22 protein-coding genes are annotated in these 23836 nt (G+C 51.6%); 19 read left to right on the top strand and 3 right to left on the bottom strand.

Going from position 1 to position 23836, the window contains the following annotated elements; all coding sequences use genetic code 11:
* Positions 1-142 precede the first annotated feature (142 nt).
* The 7 genes from DW757_RS04610 (at position 143) to DW757_RS04580 (ending at position 9130) form a co-directional block, all read left to right on the top strand.
* A complete protein-coding gene (locus tag DW757_RS04610) occupies positions 143-646 on the top strand; it encodes a QueT transporter family protein (RefSeq protein WP_118751092.1) in 504 nt (167 codons plus the stop codon).
* 313 nt (positions 647-959) lie between these two features.
* Positions 960-2357, top strand: a complete 1398-nt coding sequence (murC, locus tag DW757_RS04605) for a UDP-N-acetylmuramate--L-alanine ligase (protein WP_021966808.1) — start codon at positions 960-962, stop codon at positions 2355-2357.
* A 232-nt stretch (positions 2358-2589) separates the two neighbouring features.
* On the top strand, positions 2590-3915 hold the full coding sequence (locus tag DW757_RS04600) for a DnaD domain protein (RefSeq protein WP_347559959.1): 1326 nt from the start codon (positions 2590-2592) through the stop codon (positions 3913-3915).
* Positions 3916-3972: 57 nt separating this feature from the next.
* Positions 3973-4974 (top strand): ATP-binding protein, encoded by a 1002-nt coding sequence (locus DW757_RS04595; RefSeq protein ID WP_118751091.1) that lies wholly within the window; start codon positions 3973-3975, stop codon positions 4972-4974.
* A 205-nt stretch (positions 4975-5179) separates the two neighbouring features.
* A complete protein-coding gene (locus DW757_RS04590; RefSeq protein ID WP_008396882.1) occupies positions 5180-6361 on the top strand; it encodes a ribose-phosphate pyrophosphokinase in 1182 nt (393 codons plus the stop codon).
* Between the two features lie 264 nt (positions 6362-6625).
* Positions 6626-7678, top strand: coding sequence for an alcohol dehydrogenase (locus DW757_RS04585; RefSeq protein ID WP_118751090.1), 1053 nt, complete (start codon positions 6626-6628; stop codon positions 7676-7678).
* Positions 7679-7828: 150 nt separating this feature from the next.
* Positions 7829-9130, top strand: coding sequence for a cation:proton antiporter (locus DW757_RS04580; protein ID WP_118751089.1), 1302 nt, complete (start codon positions 7829-7831; stop codon positions 9128-9130).
* Between the two features lie 303 nt (positions 9131-9433).
* Here the strand turns inward: DW757_RS04580 and DW757_RS04570 are convergent, their stop codons facing one another.
* The 3 genes from DW757_RS04570 to asnS all read right to left on the bottom strand — a co-directional run bounded on the left by DW757_RS04570 (position 9434) and on the right by asnS (position 14103).
* The gene (locus DW757_RS04570) at positions 9434-11308 is read right to left on the bottom strand and encodes an AAA family ATPase (RefSeq protein ID WP_118751087.1); all 1875 of its coding nucleotides are present in this window, start codon (positions 11306-11308) and stop codon (positions 9434-9436) included.
* Between the two features lie 12 nt (positions 11309-11320).
* A complete protein-coding gene (locus tag DW757_RS04565) occupies positions 11321-12391 on the bottom strand; it encodes a metallophosphoesterase (protein WP_021966802.1) in 1071 nt (356 codons plus the stop codon).
* Positions 12392-12711: 320 nt separating this feature from the next.
* Entirely contained in the window at positions 12712-14103 is a 1392-nt protein-coding gene (gene asnS, locus DW757_RS04560; RefSeq protein WP_015572817.1) for an asparagine--tRNA ligase, read from the bottom strand.
* A 432-nt stretch (positions 14104-14535) separates the two neighbouring features.
* Here asnS and DW757_RS04555 point away from each other — a divergent pair, with 432 nt between their 5' ends.
* The 12 genes from DW757_RS04555 (at position 14536) to DW757_RS04500 (ending at position 23743) form a co-directional block, all read left to right on the top strand.
* A complete protein-coding gene (locus tag DW757_RS04555; protein WP_008396864.1) occupies positions 14536-15810 on the top strand; it encodes a glucose-1-phosphate adenylyltransferase in 1275 nt (424 codons plus the stop codon).
* Entirely contained in the window at positions 15807-16928 is a 1122-nt protein-coding gene (gene glgD, locus DW757_RS04550; RefSeq protein WP_008396862.1) for a glucose-1-phosphate adenylyltransferase subunit GlgD, read from the top strand. The genes DW757_RS04555 and glgD overlap by 4 nt, the downstream gene beginning before the upstream one ends.
* A gap of 62 nt (positions 16929-16990) precedes the next feature.
* Complete coding sequence (spoVG, locus tag DW757_RS04545; protein WP_008396860.1) at positions 16991-17275, top strand: septation regulator SpoVG; 285 nt, start codon at positions 16991-16993, stop codon at positions 17273-17275.
* Positions 17276-17616: 341 nt separating this feature from the next.
* A complete protein-coding gene (locus DW757_RS04540; protein ID WP_015544063.1) occupies positions 17617-19101 on the top strand; it encodes a Na+/H+ antiporter NhaC family protein in 1485 nt (494 codons plus the stop codon).
* A 163-nt stretch (positions 19102-19264) separates the two neighbouring features.
* Positions 19265-19813, top strand: a complete 549-nt coding sequence (gene spoVT, locus DW757_RS04535; RefSeq protein ID WP_015572818.1) for a stage V sporulation protein T — start codon at positions 19265-19267, stop codon at positions 19811-19813.
* Positions 19814-20008: 195 nt separating this feature from the next.
* Positions 20009-20467: a MazG family protein gene (locus tag DW757_RS04530; protein WP_008396768.1), complete on the top strand. Its 459-nt coding sequence runs from the start codon at positions 20009-20011 to the stop codon at positions 20465-20467.
* A gap of 143 nt (positions 20468-20610) precedes the next feature.
* A complete protein-coding gene (locus tag DW757_RS04525; protein WP_008396767.1) occupies positions 20611-20886 on the top strand; it encodes an HU family DNA-binding protein in 276 nt (91 codons plus the stop codon).
* Between the two features lie 4 nt (positions 20887-20890).
* Positions 20891-21130, top strand: a complete 240-nt coding sequence (locus DW757_RS04520; RefSeq protein ID WP_008396766.1) for an RNA-binding S4 domain-containing protein — start codon at positions 20891-20893, stop codon at positions 21128-21130.
* Between the two features lie 62 nt (positions 21131-21192).
* Complete coding sequence (gene yabP / locus DW757_RS04515) at positions 21193-21477, top strand: sporulation protein YabP (protein WP_008396765.1); 285 nt, start codon at positions 21193-21195, stop codon at positions 21475-21477.
* Positions 21478-21487: 10 nt separating this feature from the next.
* Positions 21488-21814, top strand: coding sequence for a spore cortex biosynthesis protein YabQ (yabQ, locus tag DW757_RS04510; protein WP_008396763.1), 327 nt, complete (start codon positions 21488-21490; stop codon positions 21812-21814).
* 57 nt (positions 21815-21871) lie between these two features.
* Positions 21872-22192, top strand: a complete 321-nt coding sequence (locus DW757_RS04505) for a septum formation initiator (RefSeq protein WP_008396761.1) — start codon at positions 21872-21874, stop codon at positions 22190-22192.
* Positions 22193-22333: 141 nt separating this feature from the next.
* Positions 22334-23743 carry a SpoIIE family protein phosphatase gene (locus DW757_RS04500; protein WP_008396759.1) on the top strand — a complete coding sequence of 470 codons (1410 nt, stop codon included), beginning with the start codon at positions 22334-22336 and terminating at the stop codon, positions 23741-23743.
* Positions 23744-23836: the final 93 nt, after the last annotated feature.

The following is a 23836-nucleotide window of genomic DNA, read 5'->3' as shown; positions in this document are numbered from 1 at the left end:
CCTTCTTCCATGGTATCCTATGACACGCAGATAAGCCCACAAAAACCAAGGTCTTACGGGCCTGCCGCCGATTCCCGGCGTTAAATGAATCGAGTGTTCGAGACCTTCCACTCGTAAAACAAAACTAAAGGAGAAACAGAATATGAAAGAATCAAACAAGAAATCCGTGTACCTGCTCACCCAGGGCGCAGCCATCGCAGCGATCTACATTGTGCTGACCCTTATCTTTGCGCCAATCAGCTTTGGCCCGGTTCAGTTCCGGATCTCCGAGGCGCTCTGCGTCCTTCCGTTTTTCACACCGGCCGCGATTCCCGGTCTGTTTATCGGCTGCCTGCTGTCCAATCTTCTGGCAGGAGCCATGACCATGGATGTGATCTTCGGAAGCCTGGCAACACTGATCGGAGCTGTGGGCTCCTATGCCCTCAGAAGAAACCGATTCCTGGTTCTTCTGCCTCCGATTATCTCCAACGCTGTGATCGTTCCGTGGGTTCTGCGCTACGCCTACGGCAGTACAGATCTGATCCCGGTAGCCATGGTGACTGTTGGAATCGGGGAGATTCTGGCAGTGGGAGTGCTGGGAAGCATCCTGATCCGCGGACTGGAGCGATACAGGCATACGGTTTTCGGAGGCGTGAAAACTGCCTGATAGATAAGGCGCGGATAGCCATAGAAGAACGATAAAGGGAAGAGCTGTGAATGTTTCCAAATCTCACAGCTCTTCCCTTTTTCTGTGAGGTCCTGCCCGACAAGCACTCCTTTCCACTGTCAGCCCTGGGGCAACCCGCCAATATGGCTCAAATCTGTTGACATTTCCCTTTAAAAGAAGTTAAATTAAAGAAACATCCTGCATATGCTTATCTGGCGCAGTCTGCCGGACAGGAAGGCAGGGGAAGGCAGGCGGCTTTTAGAGACGCCTGATTCCATGGAAAGGAAAAATCAGGTAAAAGGTGGAAAGAAACATGTATCAGATTGATTTTAATAAACCGCAGCACATTTATTTTATGGGAATCGGAGGCATCAGCATGAGCGGCCTGGCGGAGATTCTGATGGATGAGGGATTTACCGTCACAGGCTCTGACTCCAAAGAGAGCGAGCTCACGGAGCATCTGAGAAGCAGAGGGGCCGTGATCTATATCGGACAGCGGGCAGAAAACATCAGACAGGCAGAGCAGACAGGAAAGAAGATTGACGCCGTGGTGTACACGGCAGCTATTCATCCCGACAATCCGGAGTTTGCGGCTGCGAGGGAGGCGGGGCTTCCCATGCTTTCCAGAGCCGTCCTTCTGGGGGAGATGATGCGAAATTACAGGGAGGCCATCGCCGTGTCGGGAACTCACGGAAAGACCACCACAACCTCCATGCTCTCGGAGATCTTTCTGGCTGCCGAGGCAGACCCTACCATATCTGTGGGAGGGATTCTTCCGTCCATAGGAGGAAACATCCGCGTCGGCGGACCGGAATTTTTCATCACAGAGGCCTGTGAATATACAAACAGCTTTCTGGAATTTTTCCCGACTATTGAGGTGATCCTGAATATCGAGGAGGATCACATGGATTTCTTCAAGGATCTGGCAGATATCCGCAGCTCCTTCACACGCTTTGCAAAGAAAACTCCAAAGCAGGGAGCCGTTGTCATAAACGGGGAGATTGAAGACTGGCAGGAGATTGTGAAAAACACAGAGGGCAGGGTGATTACCTTCGGAACAGACAGAGGGTTTGACTACAGCGCAGGGGAGATTTCCTACGACTCCCTTGCCAGGCCGACCTTTGACTTCTATATAAGAGGGGAAAAGCGGGATACCCTGAGCCTTGGAGTCAGCGGCGAGCACAATGTATACAATGCCCTTGCAGCCGCAGCCGCAGCCCTTGAGGCGGGGCTCTCCCTGGAAGCGGTGAAGCGGGGACTTCTGAGCTTTACGGGAACCAAGCGCCGCTTCGAGAAAAAGGGAGTCCTGAATGGGGTGACGATTATAGACGACTACGCCCACCATCCCCAGGAGATTCGGGCGAGCCTTAAGACAGCTCAGAATTATCCCCACAACCGGATCTGGTGCGTGTTCCAGCCTCACACCTATACGAGGACAAAAGCATTTCTCGACGAGTTTGCAGAGGCGCTTTCCATGGCAGACTGTATCGTTCTGGCCGATATCTATGCGGCTCGGGAAACGGATACACTGGGCATCAGCTCCCGCGACATAGCAGAAAAAATTGAGAGGCTGGGTAAAAAAGTCTGGTATTTTCATACCTTTGAGGAAATTGAAGAATTTCTCAAAAAAAGCTGTATACACGGCGATTTGTTGATAACTATGGGGGCCGGAGACATTGTAAATGTGGGAGAAGCGCTGCTTGCAGAGTAGTTATCCACATTATCCACAAAGTTTTCAACATTTTATGTAAAGGAGCACTGTGGATTGTTTGATTTACATAATAAAAGTTTCTATTGTATGAAAAACATTGAAAATTCAATAGTTTCGACAGGAACAGACAGGATCAGCGCAGAAGAAAAATAAATTTGTCCACATTATCCACAATATCCACATGATATTCTGGGGATAAGTGGAAGTGTTTCCTTTTGACAGAACCTGTGTTATGATGATTCCAGTGGATAAGTGCCCCAAATCCGTCAGCCTGCAGACGGGCTGGCGGTTCCGGGGGCGAAAGACAGGAAAAACGGCAGACAGAAAGGTGAAGCAGATGGGACAGTTCATACAGAACCGTCTGGCCCATGAGGTGACGGTCATCCCCAATGAATTTATAGACAGATACATGGCAGAGGCTAACGGCGAGTATGTGAAGGTATATCTCTATATTCTCAGACACGGAGGCAGCGCAGACGATGTCTCCGAGATCGCGGATGCTCTGAATCACACGGAGGCAGACGTGCGCCGCGCCCTTGTCTACTGGGAGAGAGTGGGAGTCCTTGCGCTTACAGACAGGCCGGCGCCCGCCCGCCCGTCTGTTCCCGCCCGGCAGTCTCCGGCTCCTTCCGGAGGGTTCTCCTCTTCCTTTGAACAGGATGCCTCTGCTTCCGGTCAGACAAAGCCTTACCAGGGAGCCGGCCGCACGGAGGGAGGCAGCCCCGGAACGGGCGATATTCTCTGCAGGCTGTCAGGGGATGAGGAATTTTCCCAGCTTCTGTATATCGCCCAGAAGTACCTGAACAGGACCTTTACCCCCACAGACTGCGACGTGCTGGCCAACCTCTATGGGAACCTCCATATGCCCACGGAGCTTCTGGAGTATCTGATAGAGTCCTGCGCCCAGAATGGACATACCAGCATCCGCTACATAGAGAAGGTGGGACTGAGCTGGCATGAGAGGGGCTTTAAGACGGCGGAGGAGGCCAAATCCCAGTCCATGGGCTATAAGAAGGATATTTTTGCCGTGATGAAGGCCTTCGGCCTGTCTGGGCGAAACCCGGCCAACGGCGAGATTGATCTGATGGACAAGTGGTTTGGAACCTACGGCTTTACCAGGGAGATTGTGGTGGAAGCCTGCAACCGGACGATGGCGGCCATTCATAAGCCCAGCTTCCAGTATACGGACAGCATCCTGACTGAGTGGAACCGGGCAGGAGTGCGCACCATGAGAGATGTGGAGGAAGTGACGCGGATGAGAAAGGAGGAGGCGAGAAGGGCCAGAGAGTCAGGCCAGTCCGCCTCCCCGCAGGCAGGAGCCAGGGGAGCGGCAGCTTCCGCAAGACAGCCAGGGACGTCCGGCTCCAGACGCCAGGGCGCCAGAAAGAGCTCCAACCGCTTCCACAACCTGGAGGAGCACGGCTATGATTATGATGAAATGATCTGGAATATGATCAATACAGGAGCCTCAGACAGCCCCGGGGAGCCTCAGAGCGTCCGACAGGAGGCCCGGGGCGGGGAGAATCCCGGGGCGTCCCGGGGATTCCCGGACAAATAGAAATACTCTGCAGCAAGGGCAGCTCAGAGAACGATTGACAGAATACAGGAGGAAACCATGGCACTGAGCAATTCCCAGTACGATTCCATCATGCGTATTTATAACCAGGCACAGCTTCGACAGAAGAGGGAGCTGGATAAGCGCCGGGAAGAGGTTTATGAAAAAATTCCTGCCGTAAAAGAGATCAATGAGGAGATCACCGCCTCTGCCGTCAAGAGTGCGAGACAGCTTCTGGCAGGAGATGACAGGTCGGCTAAGGGGCTTAAAAGGCGTATTGCAGATCTGTGCGAGGAGAGAGAGGTTCTGCTGTCCGCCTACGGCTATCCTGCCGATTACCTGGAGCTTCACTATGACTGCCCGGACTGCTGTGACACAGGCTACAGGGACGGGAAAAAATGCCACTGTTTCAAGAAGCGGGAGATCAGCCTTCTGTACGATCAGTCCAATATCAGGGAAATCCTGAGCAGAGAGAATTTCGACACCTTTTCCTACGAATACTTTGACGACACCAAGGTGGACGAGCGCAGCAACAAGACAGCCAGGGAGTACATGCGCCAGGTGGTGGCCCTGTGCCGTTTCTATGTGGAGCACTTTGGAGAGCACAAGGACAACCTTCTGTTTACGGGAAAGACAGGGCTTGGAAAAACCTTTCTCAGCAACTGCATTGCGAAGGAGCTTCTCGATCAGAGCTATTCCGTCGTCTATCTGCCGGCTGTGGAAATGTATGAGATCTTTTCAAAGGAAAGGTTTGACTACGATTCCACAGAGGAGGACAGGGATCGCTCCCGCTATCTGCTGGACTGCGATCTCCTGATCATCGACGATCTGGGAACGGAGCTGGTAAACACCTTCACCACCTCCCAGCTCTTCTACTGCATCAATGAGCGGCTGAACCGCAGAAAGGGAACCATCATTTCCACCAATCTTCCGGTCAATGAGATGCGCGATGAGTTCACAGATCGGGTCATGTCGAGGATTGTGAGCCAGTACACGGTGATCCCTCTTTATGGGGAGGATATACGAATCAGAAAAAAGCTCATGCAGGCCAGAAGACAGTAGGGGTCGTGGGAGCCAGGATAAGCTGAAAGAGAAGAACTGGTGGCTTCGCGATTTTGATGCACTCCAGGGTTGACTTGATACGCGAAATAATGATATAAAGAATAAGGATTTACGTTCTTTTTACATTTATTTCATAATCTTATTGACTGTCAGACAGCAGCTGCGGCCCTGCCGCAGAGAGTGATGACAGGTTTGGAGGAAAAACATGCTGTACGAAGAGAAAATCATTGAAACGATCCCTGTAGGGCCTCTGGGGTTAATTCCGCTTAAGAGCTGCAGGACCCTGGGCGAGAAGGTTGACCGGTATCTGGTTGACTGGAGAAGAGAGAGGGAGAGCGAGCATAAGACCACAATCGCATTCGCCGGCTACCAGAAGGATTCCTACATGATCGACGCAGGCACGCCGCGCTTTGGCTCCGGCGAGGGCAAGGGAACCCTGAATGAATCTGTCCGCGGAGATGATCTCTATCTGATGGTGGATGTGTGCAATCACAGCCTTACCTATTCCCTGAGCGGAAAGGTGAATCACATGTCGCCGGACGACCATTTCCAGGACTTAAAGCGCGTGATCGCCGCTGTGGGCGGAAAGGCCAGAAGAATCAACGTCATTATGCCGTTCCTCTATGAGAGCCGCCAGCACAAGCGCACCGGCCGAGAATCCTTAGACTGTGCCCTGGCCCTTCAGGAGCTGGTGAAAATGGGAGTGGAGAACATTATCACCTTCGATGCCCACGATCCGAGGGTTCAGAATGCGATCCCCTTAAAGGGATTTGAAACCGTACAGCCGATTTACCAGTTTATCAAGTACCTCTTAAAGAATGAGAAGGAGCTTGAGATTGACAACGAGCATATGATGGTCATCAGCCCCGACGAGGGCGGAATGCGCCGTGCCGTCTATTTCGCAAACGTCCTGGGACTGGATATGGGCATGTTCTACAAGCGCCGCGACTACACCAAGATCGTGAACGGAAGAAACCCGATTGTCGCTCACGAGTTCCTGGGAAGCAGCGTGGAGGGCAAGGATGTGATCATTGTGGATGACATGATCTCCTCCGGCGAGAGTATGCTGGATGTGGCCAAGGAGTTAAAGAGAAGGAAGGCGAGAAAGGTATTTGTGTGCGCTACCTTCGGACTTTTCACAAACGGCCTTCAGAAATTTGACGAATACTATGAGAATGGCCTGATTGACCGTGTGCTGACCACAAACCTGGTTTATCAGTCAGCAGATCTGCTTTCCAGGCCCTACTACATCGATGTGGATATGAGCAAATATATTGCACTGATCATCGACAACCTGAACCACGATGCCTCCTTAAGCGAGCTTTTAAACCCCACAGGGAGGATCAACCGGCTGATCAGCAAATACAAGGCAGGCATCAGAGAATAGCCGGGTGATGCGCGGGAGCTGAGCCAGGGGATTCTCCTGGCCGGACTGTTTAAAACACCCATAACAGCATCAGCAGAGAACAGAAACGATCAGAAAAGAACAGAATAAATCAGAAACGATCAGAAAAGATCAGACAGAGAACGGGAAGGAGGCTGCCGCTTTTGAAGGGCTGCCTCCTTTTTGCGGCTGCCGCGCAGGAAAACCGCCTGATTTCCCGTGCAGGAAAACTCGTCAGGCAGGAGAATATGGAAGGGGGAAGCCTATATGGAAAACAACATGATGAAAGCACTTGTATTTAAAGGACCGGGCAAGCTGTGCCTTACGAGACGGCCGATACCGACGATTCAAGAGCCCGGGGATGCGATTGTGAAGGTGACGCGCTCCACCATCTGCACCAGCGATCTCCATATCCGAAACGGAGCGGTCCCGAGAGCCAGGGAAGGGGTGATCCTGGGACATGAGTTTGCCGGAGAGATTGTAGAAACAGGAACAGGAGTGAAGGGGCTGAAAACAGGAGACAGGGTTGCAGCCAACTGCGAAACCATCTGCGGGGAGTGCTGGTACTGCCGGCGCGGATATGTCAACAACTGCCTCCATGGGGGCTGGCTTCTGGGCTGCACCATAGACGGGTGCCAGGCAGAATACGTCCGGGTTCCCCTGGCCGACACGAGTCTTTACCGGATTCCCGATGGGCTGACTGAGGAGCAGGCGCTCTTTACGGGGGATATCCTGTCCAGCGGCTACTGGGGGGCAGAGCTGTGCGAGATTAAGCCGGGGGATACGACGGCAGTGATCGGCGCAGGCCCTGTGGGAATGTGCGCCGCCCAGTCCGCCCGGCTGATGGGGGCCGGCCAGGTGATTCTCATTGATCCCAATACATACAGGCTCCGTGTGGCCAGGGAAAATGAGCTGGCCCACGTGTATCTGGAGGAGACGGGAAGAGCTGCAGCGGAGGCTGTGAAACGTCTGACAGAGGGGAGAGGAGCCGACTCTGTCATTGAGGCGGCCGGAAATGAACAGTCCTTTGAACTGGCCTGGCAGCTGGCCCGCCCCAACGCCATCGTGGCTCTGGTGGCAATGTACGAGACCGATCCGGTACTGCCGCTGACCCGGATGTATGGAAAGAATCTGATCTTTAAGACAGGGGGAGTGGACGCCTGCCGCTGTCCGCGGCTTCTGGAGCTTTTAAAGGAAGGTAAGCTGAAAACAGACTTTCTCATTACTCATAGAGGAAGGTTGGACGATATATTAGAAGGGTATGAGATATTTGAGAAAAAACAGGACGGCTGCATCAAGTGGGTGGTGACGGGGGAATGACAACTGCTCCTTAAGAGTCAAAGATTCAGATCTTAGCATAATTTTAATACAAAGGTCTGCCAGTGTTCATAGAAAATTCATAAATACGTACTAAAATCTGGAGAAAAAAGGGGTATTTTTAGACAAAATATATAAAAGGGGTGTGTGAAGATGGGGGAATACCAATACCTGTGTGATATAGCAGCCATTCTGCTCAGCACAAAACTGTTAGGACTTGCGACAAGAAAATTTCAGATGCCGCAGGTAGTGGGAGCCCTGCTGGCAGGGCTCATTCTCGGGCCGGCCATGCTCGGTCTGGTTCAGGAAACGGATTTCGTGAAAAAGACAGCGGAGATAGGAGTCATTGTCCTTATGTTCTGCGCCGGTATGGAAACGGATCTGGAGGAGCTAAAAAAAAGCGGGCGTGCGTCGTTTATTATTGCCCTGATCGGAGTGATTGTGCCTCTGTTAGGCGGATATGCCGTCGCCATGCTTTTTAACCGTCCCGGTATGATTGAATCGGATGCGGGCGGAAGCCTTTTTTTACAGAATATGTTTATCGGAGTCATACTGACTGCGACCTCTGTGAGCATTACCGTGGAAACTCTGAAGGAGCTGGGAAAGCTCAAAACCCGTTCGGGAAATGCCATTCTGGGAGCTGCGATCATCGACGACGTGCTGGGCATTATCGCCCTTACCATCATTACGAGTGTGGCAGATTCCAGCGTCCATCTCAGTGTGATTCTGCTAAAAATAGCCGGCTTTTTCGTCTTTGCCCTGGTAGTGGGAGTTCTGTTTCATAAATTTTATGTAAACTGGATAATGCATGCAGAGCGGGGCCTCCACCGCCATGTTCTGATTGCCTTTGTATTCTGTCTGCTTATGTCCTACGTTGCGGAAACCTTTTTCGGAGTGGCAGATATCACAGGCGCCTTTATCGCAGGAGTTGTCATTTCCAGTACGCAGAGAACGAAATTCCTGGCCTCCAAGTTTGACGTGCTGTCCTATGCCTACCTTTCTCCCATCTTTTTTGCCAGCATCGGGCTGAAGGTATCGCTGCCGTCTATGAACTCCACAGTGATTCTCTTCTCTGCCAGCCTTGTGCTGGTTGCCATTCTGACAAAGGTGATCGGCTGCGGAATCGGCGCCAGGCTCTGCGGCTACACCAATGAGGAATGTGTCAGAATTGGAGTCGGAATGATTTCCCGAGGCGAGGTTGCCCTGATTGTGGCCAGCAAGGGTGAGGCTCTGGGCCTGCTGGGAAGCACATTTTTGGGACCTGTGGTGCTGGTGGTCATTATCACCACTATTGTAACGCCTGTATTTCTGAAGCTGGCCTACCGCAGCGGAGTCAGCCACACGATTCCGGTGGGCGAGGGCTTCTCAAATGTATACGAGGAGATGGGAAATTACAGATCCGGAGCCTATATGTTTAAGGAGCATGAGGAGGTGCCCCGGGGGGAGCGCAGATAGCTCAGAGAGGCGGCCAGACGCCGCAGAGAGCTGTGAATTCATAGGGATGTGCGAAGTGATACAGAAATATGCACAAAATGCCCTGCCAGAAAAGAAGAATATCTGGCAGGGCATTTCATAACAGGAAACTTCGTTCCCTGTTATATAAAAACGCTTCGCGGGGATCGCACTGGGTTGGTAAGGAAAATGCCGCTTCTGCGACCCGCCGCAGGCGGAGAATCCTGCTTCGCACTCGCACGCAAGGTAGATGTTGCCTGAAGGCAACCGCGCTCGGCGCGAGTGTGCGCCTTGGCGCACACTTTTTTATATCCGAACTACGTGGTGGGCAATTCCCTCCTGCTCGAGGATTGCCAGTTCTCTCTTATGGCAGGTAAACACGATAATCTGGCCGCTGTAGGCTTTTGTAAGCCACTTTAAGGCCGTTTTAAGCCGGTCGTCGTCGTAGAGGACGAAGCTGTCATCAAAGATCAGGGGCATGGCATCCCGCCCGTTCTGGATAAACTTGGCAGCCGCCAGCCTGAGAGCCAGGTAAATCTGGTCAGCCGTTCCGCTGCTCACCTGTTCGAGAGGGATCAGCTTCCTTTTCGTGTTGAGGAAGGCGTTCAGGTTCTCGTCGATGCTCATGCTGCTGTATAGCCCTCCTGTAATCCCGCTTATGAGTTCAGAGGCCGCCTTGTTGAGATAGAGTCCGAAAGAGTCGCGGATGGACATGGACAGCTCCTTCATAGTATCCTGAGCCATCTCAATGGCTGCGATCTCTTCCCTGATTCTGTCATTTTCAGCGATAATCTGGCGCAGGGCAGCGGCCTGATCCTTAAGCTCCGCCAGGTGTTCCAGCTTCTTTTCCAGCTCCCACTGGATCCTCTGCTGGCGTTCAATGGTCTCTGAGCATTCATTCTGTCGAACCTGCAGCTGCTCTACCATATCCCTCTGCTGTCTCACAGCCTCCTCTGAGCGGGAGAGCATATGGCACAGCCTTACAAACTCCTCCATTCTGGCACGGAGAGCCTCCATGGCGTTCTCACCCACCGTTTGGTCTCCCAGATGCCTCCGGAAAATTTCTGTCAGGGTGGAGGCGCACAGGGAGGCCGTCTTTTTTGACTGCCGGATCTTCAGGCGCAGGATAACGGCTGCAAAGAAGGACACAGCCGCTGCGCAGGACACGGCGGAGGCGGACAGCAGGGCGTCGATCTCCTGGGGCATCCAGGGAAGGAGCGTATTGTCCGGCACAAAGCCCCAGTAAAAGAAGTAGGCAGCAGCCAGAAGCAGAAGAAAGCCGGCCCCTGCAAAGAGTCCCCCCAGAATCCGGAGAGATTTTTTCTCCGCTCCGGCAGCGGCCTCCCTGTACTGTCTGTAAATGTCCTCGGCATGATCCAGATAGGAGGAGACAGACTGGGCGTCCGTAAACTCAAATTCAGCCAGGGCCTTTCGGCCCTTTTCAATGCGGTGGAGAAGTTCATCCCGCTCTGCCTGCTTCTTTTCAATGGCTGCTTTGAGCTCAGAGCGTTCCCGGGTGAAAGACCGGAGCTGGTTTTCATACTCAGGGGAAGAAATTTCCCTTTCCAGATTTTTGATTTCCCCCAGAAGAGAGGTATAGGTTCTGGCGGCCTCCGGCATGAGCTGGCTCTCAAACTGCCGCTTCTGGTTTTTTAAGTAGGCTGTGGCCCTGGTGATATTCAGAGCCATATTTCCGGAGGTGTTCATGTTGGCAATGTAGTTTTTCAGCTCCGAGATCATGCCGTCCTCGGTTGCGCTCTTTAACTGGCCGATGCTGATGGTGTTGTTGTAGGCTGTTTCACTGAGACCGCAGAGGAGCTCGTCCATGAAGGCCTTCGTGGGCTCCACCTCCCTGCCGGCTGTCTCATTGATCACGATAAAGCCCTTTTTGTTTTTCTGAAAGCTCCTCTCAAAGCGGTATACAACGCCGTCAGACTCAAGGCGCAGCTGCCCCTCGTAGGTGGAGCTGTTCTCCCACGGCTCATATTTGCTGTAGAGGTCATTTTTGGCGGCCCTTCCCCTCTGACGCTCGATGCCGAAGAGCATTCCGCGGATAAAGGTGTGAATGGTGGACTTCCCGGCCTCGTTTTTTCCGTAGACGATGTTAAGGCCGTCCTCGAAGGAGAGGAAGGTATCGTGAAATTTTCCAAATCCCTTTATGTATAAATCGAGAAAACGCATGGTCTGATTCCCCTAGCTCCTTTCGTCTGTAGTCAGAAGCAGGGCGTGGATGCCGTAGTAGAGGGCTTTTTTCTCTACAGGGCTCATGTCCGGCTTCTGCAGCGCCTGGATATAAAAACCGATCATATCGCTGGGATGCTCCGCAAAAAGGGCGCTGAAATCGTACTGCGGCTCCGACTCGTCTAGGATATCCGCAATCCGGTAGCGCATCATCAGAGACTCCAGATCAAAGGAGATGTCGGGATCTCTCATGCCGCGGATGCGGAACCGGTAAATATGTTCTGTGCCCCGTTTTTCTATCTCCTGGGACATGCGCAGAAACAGCTCCGTGTTGGTGGTGCCTGGGGTCACATTTACCATCAGGGGAATATACTGAATCTTAGCCATGGGGATAAATTCCAGGTTGGTTACCCGAAGGCTTGTCTCGCTGATCTCTCCATAGATGATTCCGTGCCGCCCTGTTTCCGTCTTGTCAAGAGGCTCGGGGGAGCCGCACCAGGCAAGGCGCAGGCTCTGGGAAATTTCAGGTTTGTGGATATGGCCCAGGGCCACATAGGAAAAGCCTGCCCGAAGCAGAGCCTCCCGGTCCACAGGGACATGCTTCACATCCCCTCCGTGGCCGAGAAGAATGTGGATCAGACCGTCGTCAGGCGCTGATATATCGTTCAGCCTTGCTTCGGCAATCTCTGCGCTCCAGTAGGAAAAGCCTGTGACCTCTGTGTGCAGCTCCTCAAAATAGACGGAGGAGAACTCCTCGTCTGCCAGAAATGTCACATTGGACGCCCAGGTAAAGCTCAGGACAGCAGAGTTTTTTCTCACCCGGTCATGATTTCCAGCAATCAAAACCACCCGCACGTCGGGAATGGTGGAGAAGAGATAATTCACCTCCTTCAAGTCCTTTAAGAGCGGCTGCCGGTGAAACAGATCGCCTGCGATAAAGAGAAAATCCACAGACAGCTCTCTGGCCTTGCCGATAATGGCGGCAAAGGTTTCGCGGATATCCCTGGCCCGCTCCCTGCTCCAGGGCTTGTCACTGTCAGGAGCCATTCCCCAGTGAATATCCCCCGTATGGATAAATTTCAAGATATCAGTCCCCCTTTTAGACCGCCTGCGCAGCTTTCCTTCCAGAGAGGAGGAAACATCCGCCAAAGGAAGGCTTGCCAGAACGCGGGCGGCAAGATAAAACAGTTAAAAATAAGCGCCAGCCCACAGACAGCATCCGCTGAAATACAGCCGTCAAATTCCAGCCAGACAGCGGCAACAGATAAAGATAAAAGGGTATCTCGAGGAAGGCACACAGCCATCTTTTGAGATACCCTCTCTGCTCACTGATATTCTTTTATGCCGGAACTTAAACGGCTGCTGTCTGTGAGCTGCAGCTCTTCGGTTATCCGGTGATGCCCTTACAGCTCACAGTTGTTGACGGTTCTCGGGAATGGGATTACGTCGCGGATGTTGCCCATTCCGGTCAGGTACATAACGCAGCGCTCAAAGCCCAGTCCGAAGCCGGAGTGGCGCACAGAACCGTATTTCCTCAGATCCAGATAGAAGCCGTAGTCCTCCTTCTTAAGGCCCAGCTCATCCATGCGGGCAAGGAGCTTCTCATAGTCGTCCTCTCTCTGGCTTCCTCCGATGATCTCTCCGATTCCAGGTACCAGGCAGTCCATGGCGGCTACAGTCTTTCCGTCCTCATTCATCTTCATATAGAAGGCCTTGATCTCCTTCGGATAATCTGTAACAAATACAGGGCGCTTGAAGATCTGCTCTGTCAGGTAGCGCTCATGCTCTGTCTGCAGGTCGCAGCCCCAGAATACCTTGTAATCAAACTCGTCGTTGTGCTCCTCCAGAAGCTTCACGGCCTCTGTGTAGGTCACATGGCCGAACTCGGAGTTTAATACGTGGTTCAGCCGGTCGAGCAGTCCCTTGTCAATAAACTGGTTGAAGAAGTTCATCTCCTCCGGTGCGTGCTCCAGCACGTAGCGGATCACATATTTTAACATGCTCTCTGCAAGAGCCATATTGTCGTTCAGATCGGCGAATGCCATCTCCGGCTCGATCATCCAGAATTCAGCCGCATGGCGGGTGGTGTTGGAGTTCTCAGCGCGGAAGGTGGGGCCGAAGGTGTAGACATTCCGGAAGGCCATGGCGTAGGTCTCCGCGTTCAGCTGGCCGCTGACCGTCAGGTTTGTGGGCTTTCCAAAGAAGTCCTGGGAGAAGTCTACAGAACCGTCGGAAGCTTTGGGAACATTGGCCAGATCCATGGTTGTCACCTGGAACATCTCTCCTGCGCCCTCGCAGTCGCTTCCCGTAATCAGAGGCGTGTGGACATAGACAAAGTCCCTCTCCTGGAAATACTGGTGGATGGCGTAGGCGATCAGGGAACGCACGCGGAACACAGCCTGGAAGGTGTTCGTCCTCGGACGCAGATGGGAGATGGTTCTCAGATACTCAAGGCTGTGGCGTTTCTTCTGAAGCGGGTAGTCAGGGGAGGATGCTCCCTCCACTAAAACCTCTGTGGCCTGGATCTCAAAGGGCTGCTTGGCCTCCGGTGTGGCGACGAGAGTTCCCTTTACGAGTATAGCCGCTCCTACATTCAGCTTGCTGATCTCATTGAAATTTTCCATATTGTCATGGTAAACGACCTGAAGCGTTTCAAAGTAGCTTCCGTCGCTGACTACGATAAAGCCAAAGGTTTTGGAATCGCGGACGCTTCTCACCCATCCGCCGATCCGGATTTCTTTTCCAAGGAATTTTTCCCTGTCCCTGTAAATCTCTCTAACGGTAATTAAATCCATAACAGTGCTCCTTTTGTGTTTAATAAACGGCCCGGATGCCGTTAAAGCCGACCGCTCCCCAGAACAGAAACGGCGCCGATGACGCAGTTTTTCTGCGGAGGCCTTCCGAACCGATTTGTGTTTCAGAAATAGAACCAGACTCTGTCTGAGATTTTCAGACAAATTTTCAATGAAGCCATTATACTGTATTTTTCCTGTGGATTCAAGGGGAAGAAAGGGATTTTTAAACTGCTGGTTGTATATACAGGGGATGGAAAGCACAATATACAGTGGAATTTGACATTTTATGGTGATATGACAGACAAAATGTCGGAATATGTACAAAAAATATAGAAAATCATTTGGTAATTTGTTCACTTTTTCCAATTATTGTGCTATAATACATGATACAGAATAAAGCACACAAGCAAATATACATCAAGGGGTGATAACGTGATCAAAAAAGAAATGATTGCTATGCTTTTAGCAGGTGGGCAGGGCAGCCGCCTGGGCGTTCTGACACAGAAAGTGGCAAAGCCGGCGGTTTCCTTTGGCGGAAAGTACAGGATTATTGACTTCCCGCTCAGCAACTGTATTAATTCGGGAGTTGACACGGTGGGAGTTCTTACTCAGTATCAGCCGCTGCGTCTGAACGCCCACATCGGAATTGGTATTCCGTGGGATCTGGACCGCAATGTTGGAGGGGTTACCGTCCTTCCGCCGTATGAGAGAAGCAAGGGAAGCGACTGGTATACAGGAACGGCCAACGCTATTTATCAGAATCTGGAATATATGGAAACGTATAATCCGGACTATGTGCTGATCCTTTCCGGCGATCATATTTATAAGATGGACTACGAAGTGATGCTGGAATATCACAAGGCAAACAATGCGGATGTCACGATCGCAGCTATGCCTGTACCGATTGAAGAGGCAAGCCGTTTCGGAATCCTGATCACAGATGATAAAAACCGCATTACAGAATTTGAAGAGAAACCTGCTAACCCGAGAAGCAATCTGGCGTCCATGGGAATTTATATTTTCAGCTGGCCTGTACTTCGTGACGCTCTTATTAAGCTCTCAGAGGAACCAGGCTGCGACTTCGGAAAACATGTCATCCCTTACTGCTTCTCGTCCGGAAAGAGAATATTCGCCTATGAGTACAACGGTTACTGGAAGGATGTGGGAACTCTCGGCTCCTACTGGGAAGCAAATATGGAGCTGATAGATATTATTCCCGAGTTTAATCTGTATGAGGAGTACTGGAGAATCTACACAAAGAGCGATATTATTCCGCCCCAGTATATATCCTCCGATGCCAGGATTGAGAGAAGCATCATAGGAGAGGGCTCTGAGATTTACGGCGAAGTGACTAACTCCGTAGTAGGAGCAGGCGTCACCATCGGCGAAGGGGCAGTGGTGAGGGATTCCATCATAATGAAGGGAAGTGTGATTGGCGCAGGCACGGTTGTGGACAAGGCTATAGTTGCCGAAGATGTGGTGATCGGCCAGAATGCACAGATCGGCGTAGGCGATTATGCTCCCAGCAAATATGATCCGAAAGTATATCAGTTTGACCTTGTGACCATCGGTGAACATTCCATCATTCCCGACGGCGTGAAGGTGGGAAGGAACACTGCTATCTCAGGTGAGACAGAGAGCTCAGATTATCATGGCGGATTACTGGAAAGCGGAGACTATATCATAAAGGCAGGTGGAGTACAATGAGAGCGATCGGTATTGTTTTAGCAGGCGGAAACAGCAAGAGAATGAAAGAACTATCCAACAAGAGGGCAATCGCTGCCATGCCGGTGGCAGGAAGCTTCCGAAGCGTTGACTTTGTACTCAGCAATATGAGCAACTCCCATATCCAGAGTGTGGCTGTGCTTACCCAGTACAATTCCCGTTCCCTGAATGAGCATTTAAGTTCTTCCAAGTGGTGGGATTTCGGAAGAAAACAGGGAGGCATGTATGTGTTCACCCCCACAATCACGGCAGAGCACAGCGACTGGTACAGGGGAACGGCTGACGCCCTCTACCAGAATCTGGATTTTCTTAAAAAGAGCCATGAGCCATATGTGGTGATTGCAGGAGGAGACTGTATTTACAAGCTGGATTACCACAAGGTTCTGGAGTATCATATTGAAAAGAAGGCCGACATCACCATTGTGTGCAAGGATGTAGGGCCGGAAGAGGATACCACCCGATTCGGACTTGTCAAGACAAACGAGGAGGGACGGATCATTGACTTTGAGGAGAAGCCGATGCTTGCCACCTCCAACACGATTTCCTGCGGCATCTATGTAATCAGAAGACGCCAGCTCATTGAACTTCTGGAGCGCTGCGCTGCTGAAGACAGATATGATTTCGTGACGGATATTCTGGTGCGCTATAAGAATTTAAAGAGAATTTACGCATACAAGCTGGATTCTTACTGGAGCAATATTGCTTCTGTAGATTCCTATTACAAGACGAATATGGATTTCTTAAAGCCGGAGGTAAGGCACTACTTCTTCCGCGAGTATCCTGAAATTTATTCCAAGGTAGACGATCTTCCGCCTGCCAAGTACAATCCGGGAGCGGAGGTAAAGAACAGTCTTGTTTCCAGCGGCTGTATTCTGAACGGAACCGTTGAAAACTCCGTCCTCTTTAAAAAGGTCTATATCGGAAACAACTGTGTGATTAAGAATTCGATTATTCTGAATGATGTGTATATCGGTGATAACACAGTTATTGAAAACTGTATCGTAGAAAGCCGCGATACCATTCGTGCAAACACTACGCATATCGGGGCGCCGGATAATGTAAAGATTGTGATTGAGAAAAACGAGCGCTTTACCATATAGTGAGCCGGTCAGCTGACAGTGCACAGACTTAACTTGACATGGGACGGAAGAGGGGTTAATTTATGCAGATTACAGATGTGAGAGTAAGACGGATTGAAAAGGAAGGCAAGATGAGAGCGATTGTGTCCATCACACTGGACAATGAGTTTGTCGTCCACGACATCAAAGTAATTGAGGGGGAGAAGGGACTTTTCATTGCCATGCCGAGCCGCAGGGCCACTGACGGCGAGTACAGGGACATCGCTCATCCGATCAACTCTTCGACAAGAGATATGATCCAGAAGGTGATTCTCGAGAAATACGAGCAGACGGCAGAGGAGCTTGCACAGAACGAGCCGGAAGCATAGCAGAGGCGGCAGACAAGCATGAAGGCGTCTGCTGATGATGGCTGTAAAACCGTTTGCAGACGAACCGGCCTGAAAGATAAATACAAAAGATAAAAAAGAGGGGAAGGAAGATGCACGCTGGGGTGCAAGTCCTTCCCTTCTTTTATATAACAGGAAACTTCGTTCCCTGTTATATAAAAACGCTCCGCGGGGATCGCACTGGGGCACAAAAACAGGGAACCGCTTGACAGATGTGCCGGCAGCCGTTAGAGTATAAAAGAAATTTGCCCAAGCCGGAATACGGCCTTAGTTTGAGGTGTAAAACCGGAGGGCAGAAAACTGAGTAGAGAAAGGAAAATTCTATGAGCGGAACTGTTTTTTCCCTGCTTCCCCCGGTGGCTGCAATCGGGCTGGCTCTGCTGACGAAGGAGGTTTACCTCTCCCTTCTGATCGGAATTCTGGCAGGCTGCTTCCTGTTTTCAGGGGCAAATCCCATCCATGCAGTGGAAACCATGACTGGGATTATGGGAGGAAAGATAGGCGAAAATGTTAATATTCTTTTATTTCTCTCCTTTTTGGGAATAATTGTGGCGCTGATTACCCGATCCGGTGCCTCCAGGGCTTATGGGGAATGGGCGTCCGGTGCGATTAAGACAAGGAGAGGAGCGCTGCTTGCCTCCATGTTTCTGGGCGCCCTTATTTTTGTGGACGACTATTTTAACTGCCTGACGGTCGGCACGGTGATGCGCCCTGTGACGGACAAGCACAGGATCAGCCGGGCAAAGCTGGCCTACATTATCGACGCTACGGCAGCTCCGGTGTGCATCATTGCTCCCATTTCAAGCTGGGCGGCGGCTGTGGGTTCCTCTCTTCCGGCGGACAGCGGAGTGGACGGCTTTTCCCTGTTTCTGCACACCATCCCGTTTAACCTCTATGCGATTCTCACCATCATCTTCCTGCTGTTTGTAATTTTAAATGACTTTGATTTTGCAGCGATGAAGCGATATGAGGAGGAATTTCTGAAAACCGGCAGGGAAAAGACCGTGGAAGGGGAAACAATCGAAGCCGGAGGAAGAGGAAAGGTCGCAGACCTGGCTGTGCCGATTCTTGTGCTGATCGTTCTGTGTGTGGGAGCTATGCTCTACACAGGCGGAATTCTGGAAGGCAAGGGTGTTGTGGAGGCCTTTTCCGGGTGTGACTCGGCGCTGAGTCTGGTACTTGGCTCCTTTTTTACTCTGGTGTTTATCTTTGCCTTCTATCTGGCCAGGCGGGTGCTCTCCTTTAAAGATTTCTGCGGCACATTCGCTTCCGGCATCAGGGCTATGATACCGGCAGTCATGATCCTGTGCCTGGCCTGGACGCTGTCGGGAATCTGCGGCGAGGAGTATCTGAATATCGGAGGCTATGTGAGCAGTGTGGTTGGGGCAAGCCCTCTGGTGGGAGCGCTGCTGCCGGCTCTCCTCTTTCTGGTGGCTGCCGGCCTTTCCTTTTCCACGGGTACCTCCTGGGGGACCTTCGGGATTCTCATCCCCATTGCCTTCGCCGTGGTGGGGGCTGAGGATTTGAATGGACTCACCATCGCCACATCGGCAATTCTGGCGGGAGCGGTCTGCGGGGATCACATGTCTCCCATTTCAGATACCACGATTCTGGCTTCCGCCGGCGCCCAGTGCGATCATATCAACCATGTGTCCACACAGCTTCCCTATGTGCTGTGTACAGCTGGTTTTTGTGTCATCGGCTACCTGGCCGCCGGACTGACGCGAAACGGCTGGACGGGAACGGGGACAGCAGCAGCTCTGGTGTTTGTTTTTCTGTTCTGGATGAAAAAAAACAGGAAAGGGTGATAGCCTGTGCAGAAATCCTTTTAATTTCCATAAAAGAACAGTCAGCAATGAAGAGCAGACAGGAAAGTCTGTGGTATAAATTCCTCTGTTTTACAGATACTACATTTACGGGTAACACAGAAAGATAAATGTAGAAAAATATGTAAAACGGAGGAATTTTTATATGAAAGCTACGGGAATTGTCAGAAGGATTGATGACCTGGGCCGCGTTGTAATCCCCAAGGAGATCAGGCGCACCCTTAGGCTTCGGGAGGGAACCCCTCTGGAGATCTTTACAGACCGGGAGGGGGAAATTATCCTGAAAAAATATTCCCCTATGGTAGAGCTGACTGCCTTCGCCTCCCAGTACGCCGAGGCTATGGCCCAGAGCACGGGCCTTTTAGTGTGCATCACAGACAGGGATCAGGTGATTGCAGTGTCAGGAGGACCCAAAAAAGATTATCTTCAGAAGCCTGTCAGCAGGCAGCTGGAAACCCTCATCGGGGAACGCCAGATTGTGACGGCGGGAAAGGACGACAGAAATTTTATTCCCATTATCTCCGAAGAGCCGGAGGGCGTAACGGCACAGGTGATTGCCCCCATTATCTGTGAGGGAGATGCCATCGGCGCTGTGGCGCTCCTGAGCCGGGAGTCCAGAATAAAATTCGGAGAGCCGGAGCTGAAGCTGGTCTCCACAGCCGCCGGTTTTCTGGGACGTCAGATGGAGGGCTAAGGAGATTTTAAGAGCGGATGTCCAGGGCGTCCTTCAGGCAGGGCTGGCTGCGGCAGTTCAGTCCCATGCTGCGAAGGATGCCTTTTTTGTTCTGCAGGAGAGACCTTGTTCTTCCCTTTCCGGGAGAGGATGTGTTACAATCCATAGGTAAAGAAATCCGAAGGATAGGCATTATGCTGAAAGGGGGAAGCGGCTGTGGAAGAATATCTGAGAGAAAAGAAGAGAGAATATTCAGAGGAGAGGAAGGCTCCGTACAGTCTTGAGGATCTGAGAAACATTATGAGGATCCTCCGATCAGAGGAGGGCTGCCCGTGGGACAGAAGGCAGACCTTTGAGAGTATGGTCTCCTGTGTGACAGAGGAGGCCAAGGAGGTGGTTCAGGCTGTAAAGCAGCAGGATATGGACAATCTCTGCGAGGAGCTGGGAGATCTGCTGTTTCAGGTGGTATTTTACAGCCAGATGGCGCAGGAGCAGGGCCTCTTTACTTTTGAGCAGGTGGTGGACGGGATCAGTGCCAAAATGGTCCGCAGACATCCGAAGGTTTTTGGAGGAAGAGTGCCGGAAACAGACGAAAAAGAAGGCAGCCAGTGGGAGCAGATAAAAAGGGCTGAAAAAGCTGAAAAAGCCCGTGCCCAAAAAGCTAAAAAAGCATAAAAAACCTTGACAAAGCAGGTATAAATGTATATAAATGTAAGGTAAAGTGTTTAGCGGTTTAGCAGGAGTAATACTGCTGTTTTGGCCTTCGGGCTTCAGGGCAGCCAGGACTCATTCGCAAGAAGATGTAGGAGGAATCAATCATGAATAAGACAGAGTTAATCGCAGCTGTAGCTGAGAAGGCAGAGCTTTCCAAGAAGGACGCAGAGAAGGCAATCAAGGCTTTCACAGATACAGTTTCTGAGGAGTTAGTTAAGGGCGGAAAGATTCAGTTAGTTGGTTTTGGAACCTTTGAAGTTTCTGAGAGAGCAGCAAGAGAGGGAAGAAACCCGAAGACAGGCGAGACAATGCCGATCGCAGCTTCCAAGACACCAAAGTTCAAAGCTGGAAAAGCGTTAAAGGATATGGTAAACGCATAATTAAATGAGATTAGATAAGTTTTTAAAGGTATCGCGTCTGATCAAGCGCAGAACAGTGGCCAACGAGGCCTGCGATGCAGGGCGAGTGCTGGTCAATGACAAGGCAGTCAAGGCATCCTATGCGGTGAAAACAGGGGACATCATAGAGATTCAGTTTGGGGTGAAATCTGTGAAGGTGGAAGTCCTCGATGTGGCCGAGACGGTGAAAAAGGATGACGCGAAGGAACTTTACCGTTATTTATAACATAAAGAGACAGACCTCCTAATATATTTAACAATAGTTAAATATGTCAGGAGGTTTTTGTTATGGAAGAAAAGATAAACCGACGTCCCCACCGGCTGGATCTGATGAACCGGGGCAAGGGCAGCGTGACGGGAATTCAGGACGTAGTGGCTTTTGACGAAAATCAGATTGTTCTGGACACAGACATGGGCCTTCTCACGGTCAAGGGAAAAGGACTGCATGTCAGCCGCCTGACGCTGGAAAAGGGAGAGGTGGATATAGAGGGGATGGTCGACAGCCTTACCTATTCGTCTAATGACAGCTACCGCAAACAGGGGGAATCGCTGTTTGCCCGTCTGTTTAAATAGAGGCGGCCGTATGGATACAATGTACACGGAGCTTTCTCTTGCGGCGGCCGGATTCGTTCTGGGGATTTTTTTGATGGCGGTCTACGATGTACTGAGGCTGTTTCGGTTCCTCGTTTCTCATACTCCCCTTTGGACAGGCCTTGAGGATGTAGTCTATTGGCTGTTTTCCGGCATTTCCTGCTTTGCGCTTCTGAGTGTAAAAAACGGGGGAGAGGTGAGAATCTACATTATTGCCTCTGTGCTCATCGGAATGCTTTTATGGGACAAAACCTTCAGCCGGATTCTGCCTGCCCTATTGAAAAAAGTGAAGAAATATTTTAGAATGAAGAAAAGATGAAGATGCAGGAGCTTACAGCTCCCCAGACAAGCAGAACACGTAAAGGAGGCGGCCTGAGTGAAGAAAAACAGCAGAACAGCGAGAAGAAAGAAGAAGGAGAGAGCCGCCAACCGTCTTGCCCTTACAGGCATCACCCTGGTTGTGCTCAGTCTGGCTATCACAGTGCATTTAAGCGGGATCTCCCTGAAGGAAAGGGATCTGCAGTACCGCCTCCGGGAGGAGCAGCTGGAAAAGGAGAAGGCTGCAGAGGAAAAGCGGGCGGAGGATCTGGAGGAGTACCGGGTTTACGTCCAGACAAAAGAATATATAGAAAAAGTTGCGAAGGAAAAGCTGGGACTGGTCAATAAGGACGAGATCCTTCTGAAGCCGGAAAAGTAAGAGGATTGCAGAAATTGCGCAGTCCAGGCAGAACAGGAGAGAATCCTGTCACTAAATTTTTCAAAAGACGCCGCAGATTTGACAAATATTTCCCTCCGGCCTGTATATAATAGGGTTCACGCAGGTCAGGAGGGGATTTTTATGCTTGGAAAGAAAATACATAGAGATATGGCTGATGTGAATGTCTACACGGCGAAGCGGCTTCGGGAGATGGCTTGCTCCCTGAGCGGCCTTGCCAGAGCCTTTACGGACGAGGTGGGGGCAAAGCGTCAGCTGAGCTTTGAGGACGGCCTTGCGGCCATGCAGACGGCGGGGGCCATGGTGTGCGGCGACTGCAGCAAATGCAATCTGTATGAGACAGGACAGAAGGAGGACAGCTATTATCTGTATTACCTTCTGAGGGCGTTTGAGCAGAAGGGGAAGGTGGACGAGGAGGACATGCCCAGGCTGTTCAATGAAACCTGCCGCAGGAGGGAGGAGTACTTAAGTCAGCTTAACAGGAATCTGGGGCGGGCCACCATGAATCTCACCTGGAAAAACCGATTCTTGGAGAGCAGGGACGCGGTGATTGTGCAGTTTCGTGAGATGGCGTCCATTCTCGAGGAGTTTTCCGGCCAGATGGAGCAGGCGGCTGATATTACAGGAAACTATGAGGACAGCGTGCGGTATCTGTTCAGGCGCCACCACATGAAGGTGGAGAATATGCTGATACTGGAATATGAGAATGAGCAGAGGGAGGCGTATCTGACTGTGAGAACTCTGGGCGGCAGGTGTGTGACCTCCAGAGATGCCTCGGACATTCTGACCCGAGCGGTGGGAGGACGCAGATTCGGCATCGCAAGGGACAGCAAGAGCATTATCACAAAGAGGACAGGCACCTTCCGCTTTGTGGAGGAGGGGAAATACCAGATGATCCACGGAGTCGCCAGGGCGGTAAGGAATGGAGAGCTGATCTCCGGCGACAGCTTCACCTTTAATGAAAATCTGCCTCATCAGGTCATCATGAGCCTGTCGGACGGAATGGGGAGCGGGCCGGCGGCCTCAGCCGACAGCAGCCGTGTCATAGAGCTGACAGAGCAGCTTCTGGAAACGGGCTTCTCCGCCAGGGCGGCCCTGAAGCTGGTAAATACCGTACTTCTGCTGGCAGGGATGGAGCAGAATCCGGCGACGCTTGACCTGTGCTGCATTGATCTGTGCACGGGGGTTTTAGAGAGCATGAAGCTGGGGGCAGTGGGTACCTTTATTATGGGCCGGGAGGGAGTGGAGCTTCTGGAGTCGGGAAATGTCCCCATGGGAATTATGAATACGGTGGAGCCGATTCTCCTGTCCAGGAAGCTGTGGGATAATGACAGGATTATCATGGTCAGCGACGGAATCCTTGAGGCCCTGCCGGGGGAGGACAAGGAGCAGACGTTCTGCGAGTTCCTAAACGGGCTGGACGTTCAGAACCCCCAGGATATGGCAGACGAAATTCTGCAGTTTGCCCTGTCCTTCTGCTCTGTCCCGGCAGATGATATGACAGTGCTGGTGGGCGGAGTGTTCGGAAAGTAGGCGCGGCAAACAGATGGAACGATGAGGGGCCGCAGACGGAACGAGGAGACGGAATGAAAGAGGAGACGGAACGAAAGAGGAGAGAGGACGGGA

Source organism: Clostridium sp. AM29-11AC (assembly GCF_003480545.1).
Lineage (GTDB): Bacteria > Bacillota > Clostridia > Lachnospirales > Lachnospiraceae > Otoolea > Otoolea saccharolyticum_A.
Note: the sequence above shows the minus strand (reverse complement) of the source record. Positions and strands in the feature narration are given on the sequence as shown.

Bases quoted from the DNA above. Each gene is read 5' to 3' on its own strand.
- DW757_RS04580 (WP_118751089.1), top strand. From the start codon at position 7,829: ATGGGGGAATACCAATACCTGTGTGATATAGCAGCCATTCTGCTCAGC.
- DW757_RS04570 (WP_118751087.1), bottom strand. From the start codon at position 11,308: ATGCGTTTTCTCGATTTATACATAAAGGGATTTGGAAAATTTCACGAT.
- DW757_RS04540 (WP_015544063.1), top strand. From the start codon at position 17,617: ATGAGCGGAACTGTTTTTTCCCTGCTTCCCCCGGTGGCTGCAATCGGG.
- spoVG (WP_008396860.1), top strand. From the start codon at position 16,991: ATGCAGATTACAGATGTGAGAGTAAGACGGATTGAAAAGGAAGGCAAG.
- yabQ (WP_008396763.1), top strand. From the start codon at position 21,488: ATGGATACAATGTACACGGAGCTTTCTCTTGCGGCGGCCGGATTCGTT.
- DW757_RS04590 (WP_008396882.1), top strand. From the start codon at position 5,180: ATGCTGTACGAAGAGAAAATCATTGAAACGATCCCTGTAGGGCCTCTG.
- DW757_RS04525 (WP_008396767.1), top strand. From the start codon at position 20,611: ATGAATAAGACAGAGTTAATCGCAGCTGTAGCTGAGAAGGCAGAGCTT.
- DW757_RS04595 (WP_118751091.1), top strand. From the start codon at position 3,973: ATGGCACTGAGCAATTCCCAGTACGATTCCATCATGCGTATTTATAAC.
- murC (WP_021966808.1), top strand. From the start codon at position 960: ATGTATCAGATTGATTTTAATAAACCGCAGCACATTTATTTTATGGGA.
- DW757_RS04500 (WP_008396759.1), top strand. From the start codon at position 22,334: ATGCTTGGAAAGAAAATACATAGAGATATGGCTGATGTGAATGTCTAC.
- spoVT (WP_015572818.1), top strand. From the start codon at position 19,265: ATGAAAGCTACGGGAATTGTCAGAAGGATTGATGACCTGGGCCGCGTT.
- DW757_RS04610 (WP_118751092.1), top strand. From the start codon at position 143: ATGAAAGAATCAAACAAGAAATCCGTGTACCTGCTCACCCAGGGCGCA.
- DW757_RS04585 (WP_118751090.1), top strand. From the start codon at position 6,626: ATGGAAAACAACATGATGAAAGCACTTGTATTTAAAGGACCGGGCAAG.
- asnS (WP_015572817.1), bottom strand. From the start codon at position 14,103: ATGGATTTAATTACCGTTAGAGAGATTTACAGGGACAGGGAAAAATTC.
- DW757_RS04600 (WP_347559959.1), top strand. From the start codon at position 2,590: ATGATGATTCCAGTGGATAAGTGCCCCAAATCCGTCAGCCTGCAGACG.
- DW757_RS04520 (WP_008396766.1), top strand. From the start codon at position 20,891: ATGAGATTAGATAAGTTTTTAAAGGTATCGCGTCTGATCAAGCGCAGA.
- yabP (WP_008396765.1), top strand. From the start codon at position 21,193: ATGGAAGAAAAGATAAACCGACGTCCCCACCGGCTGGATCTGATGAAC.
- glgD (WP_008396862.1), top strand. From the start codon at position 15,807: ATGAGAGCGATCGGTATTGTTTTAGCAGGCGGAAACAGCAAGAGAATG.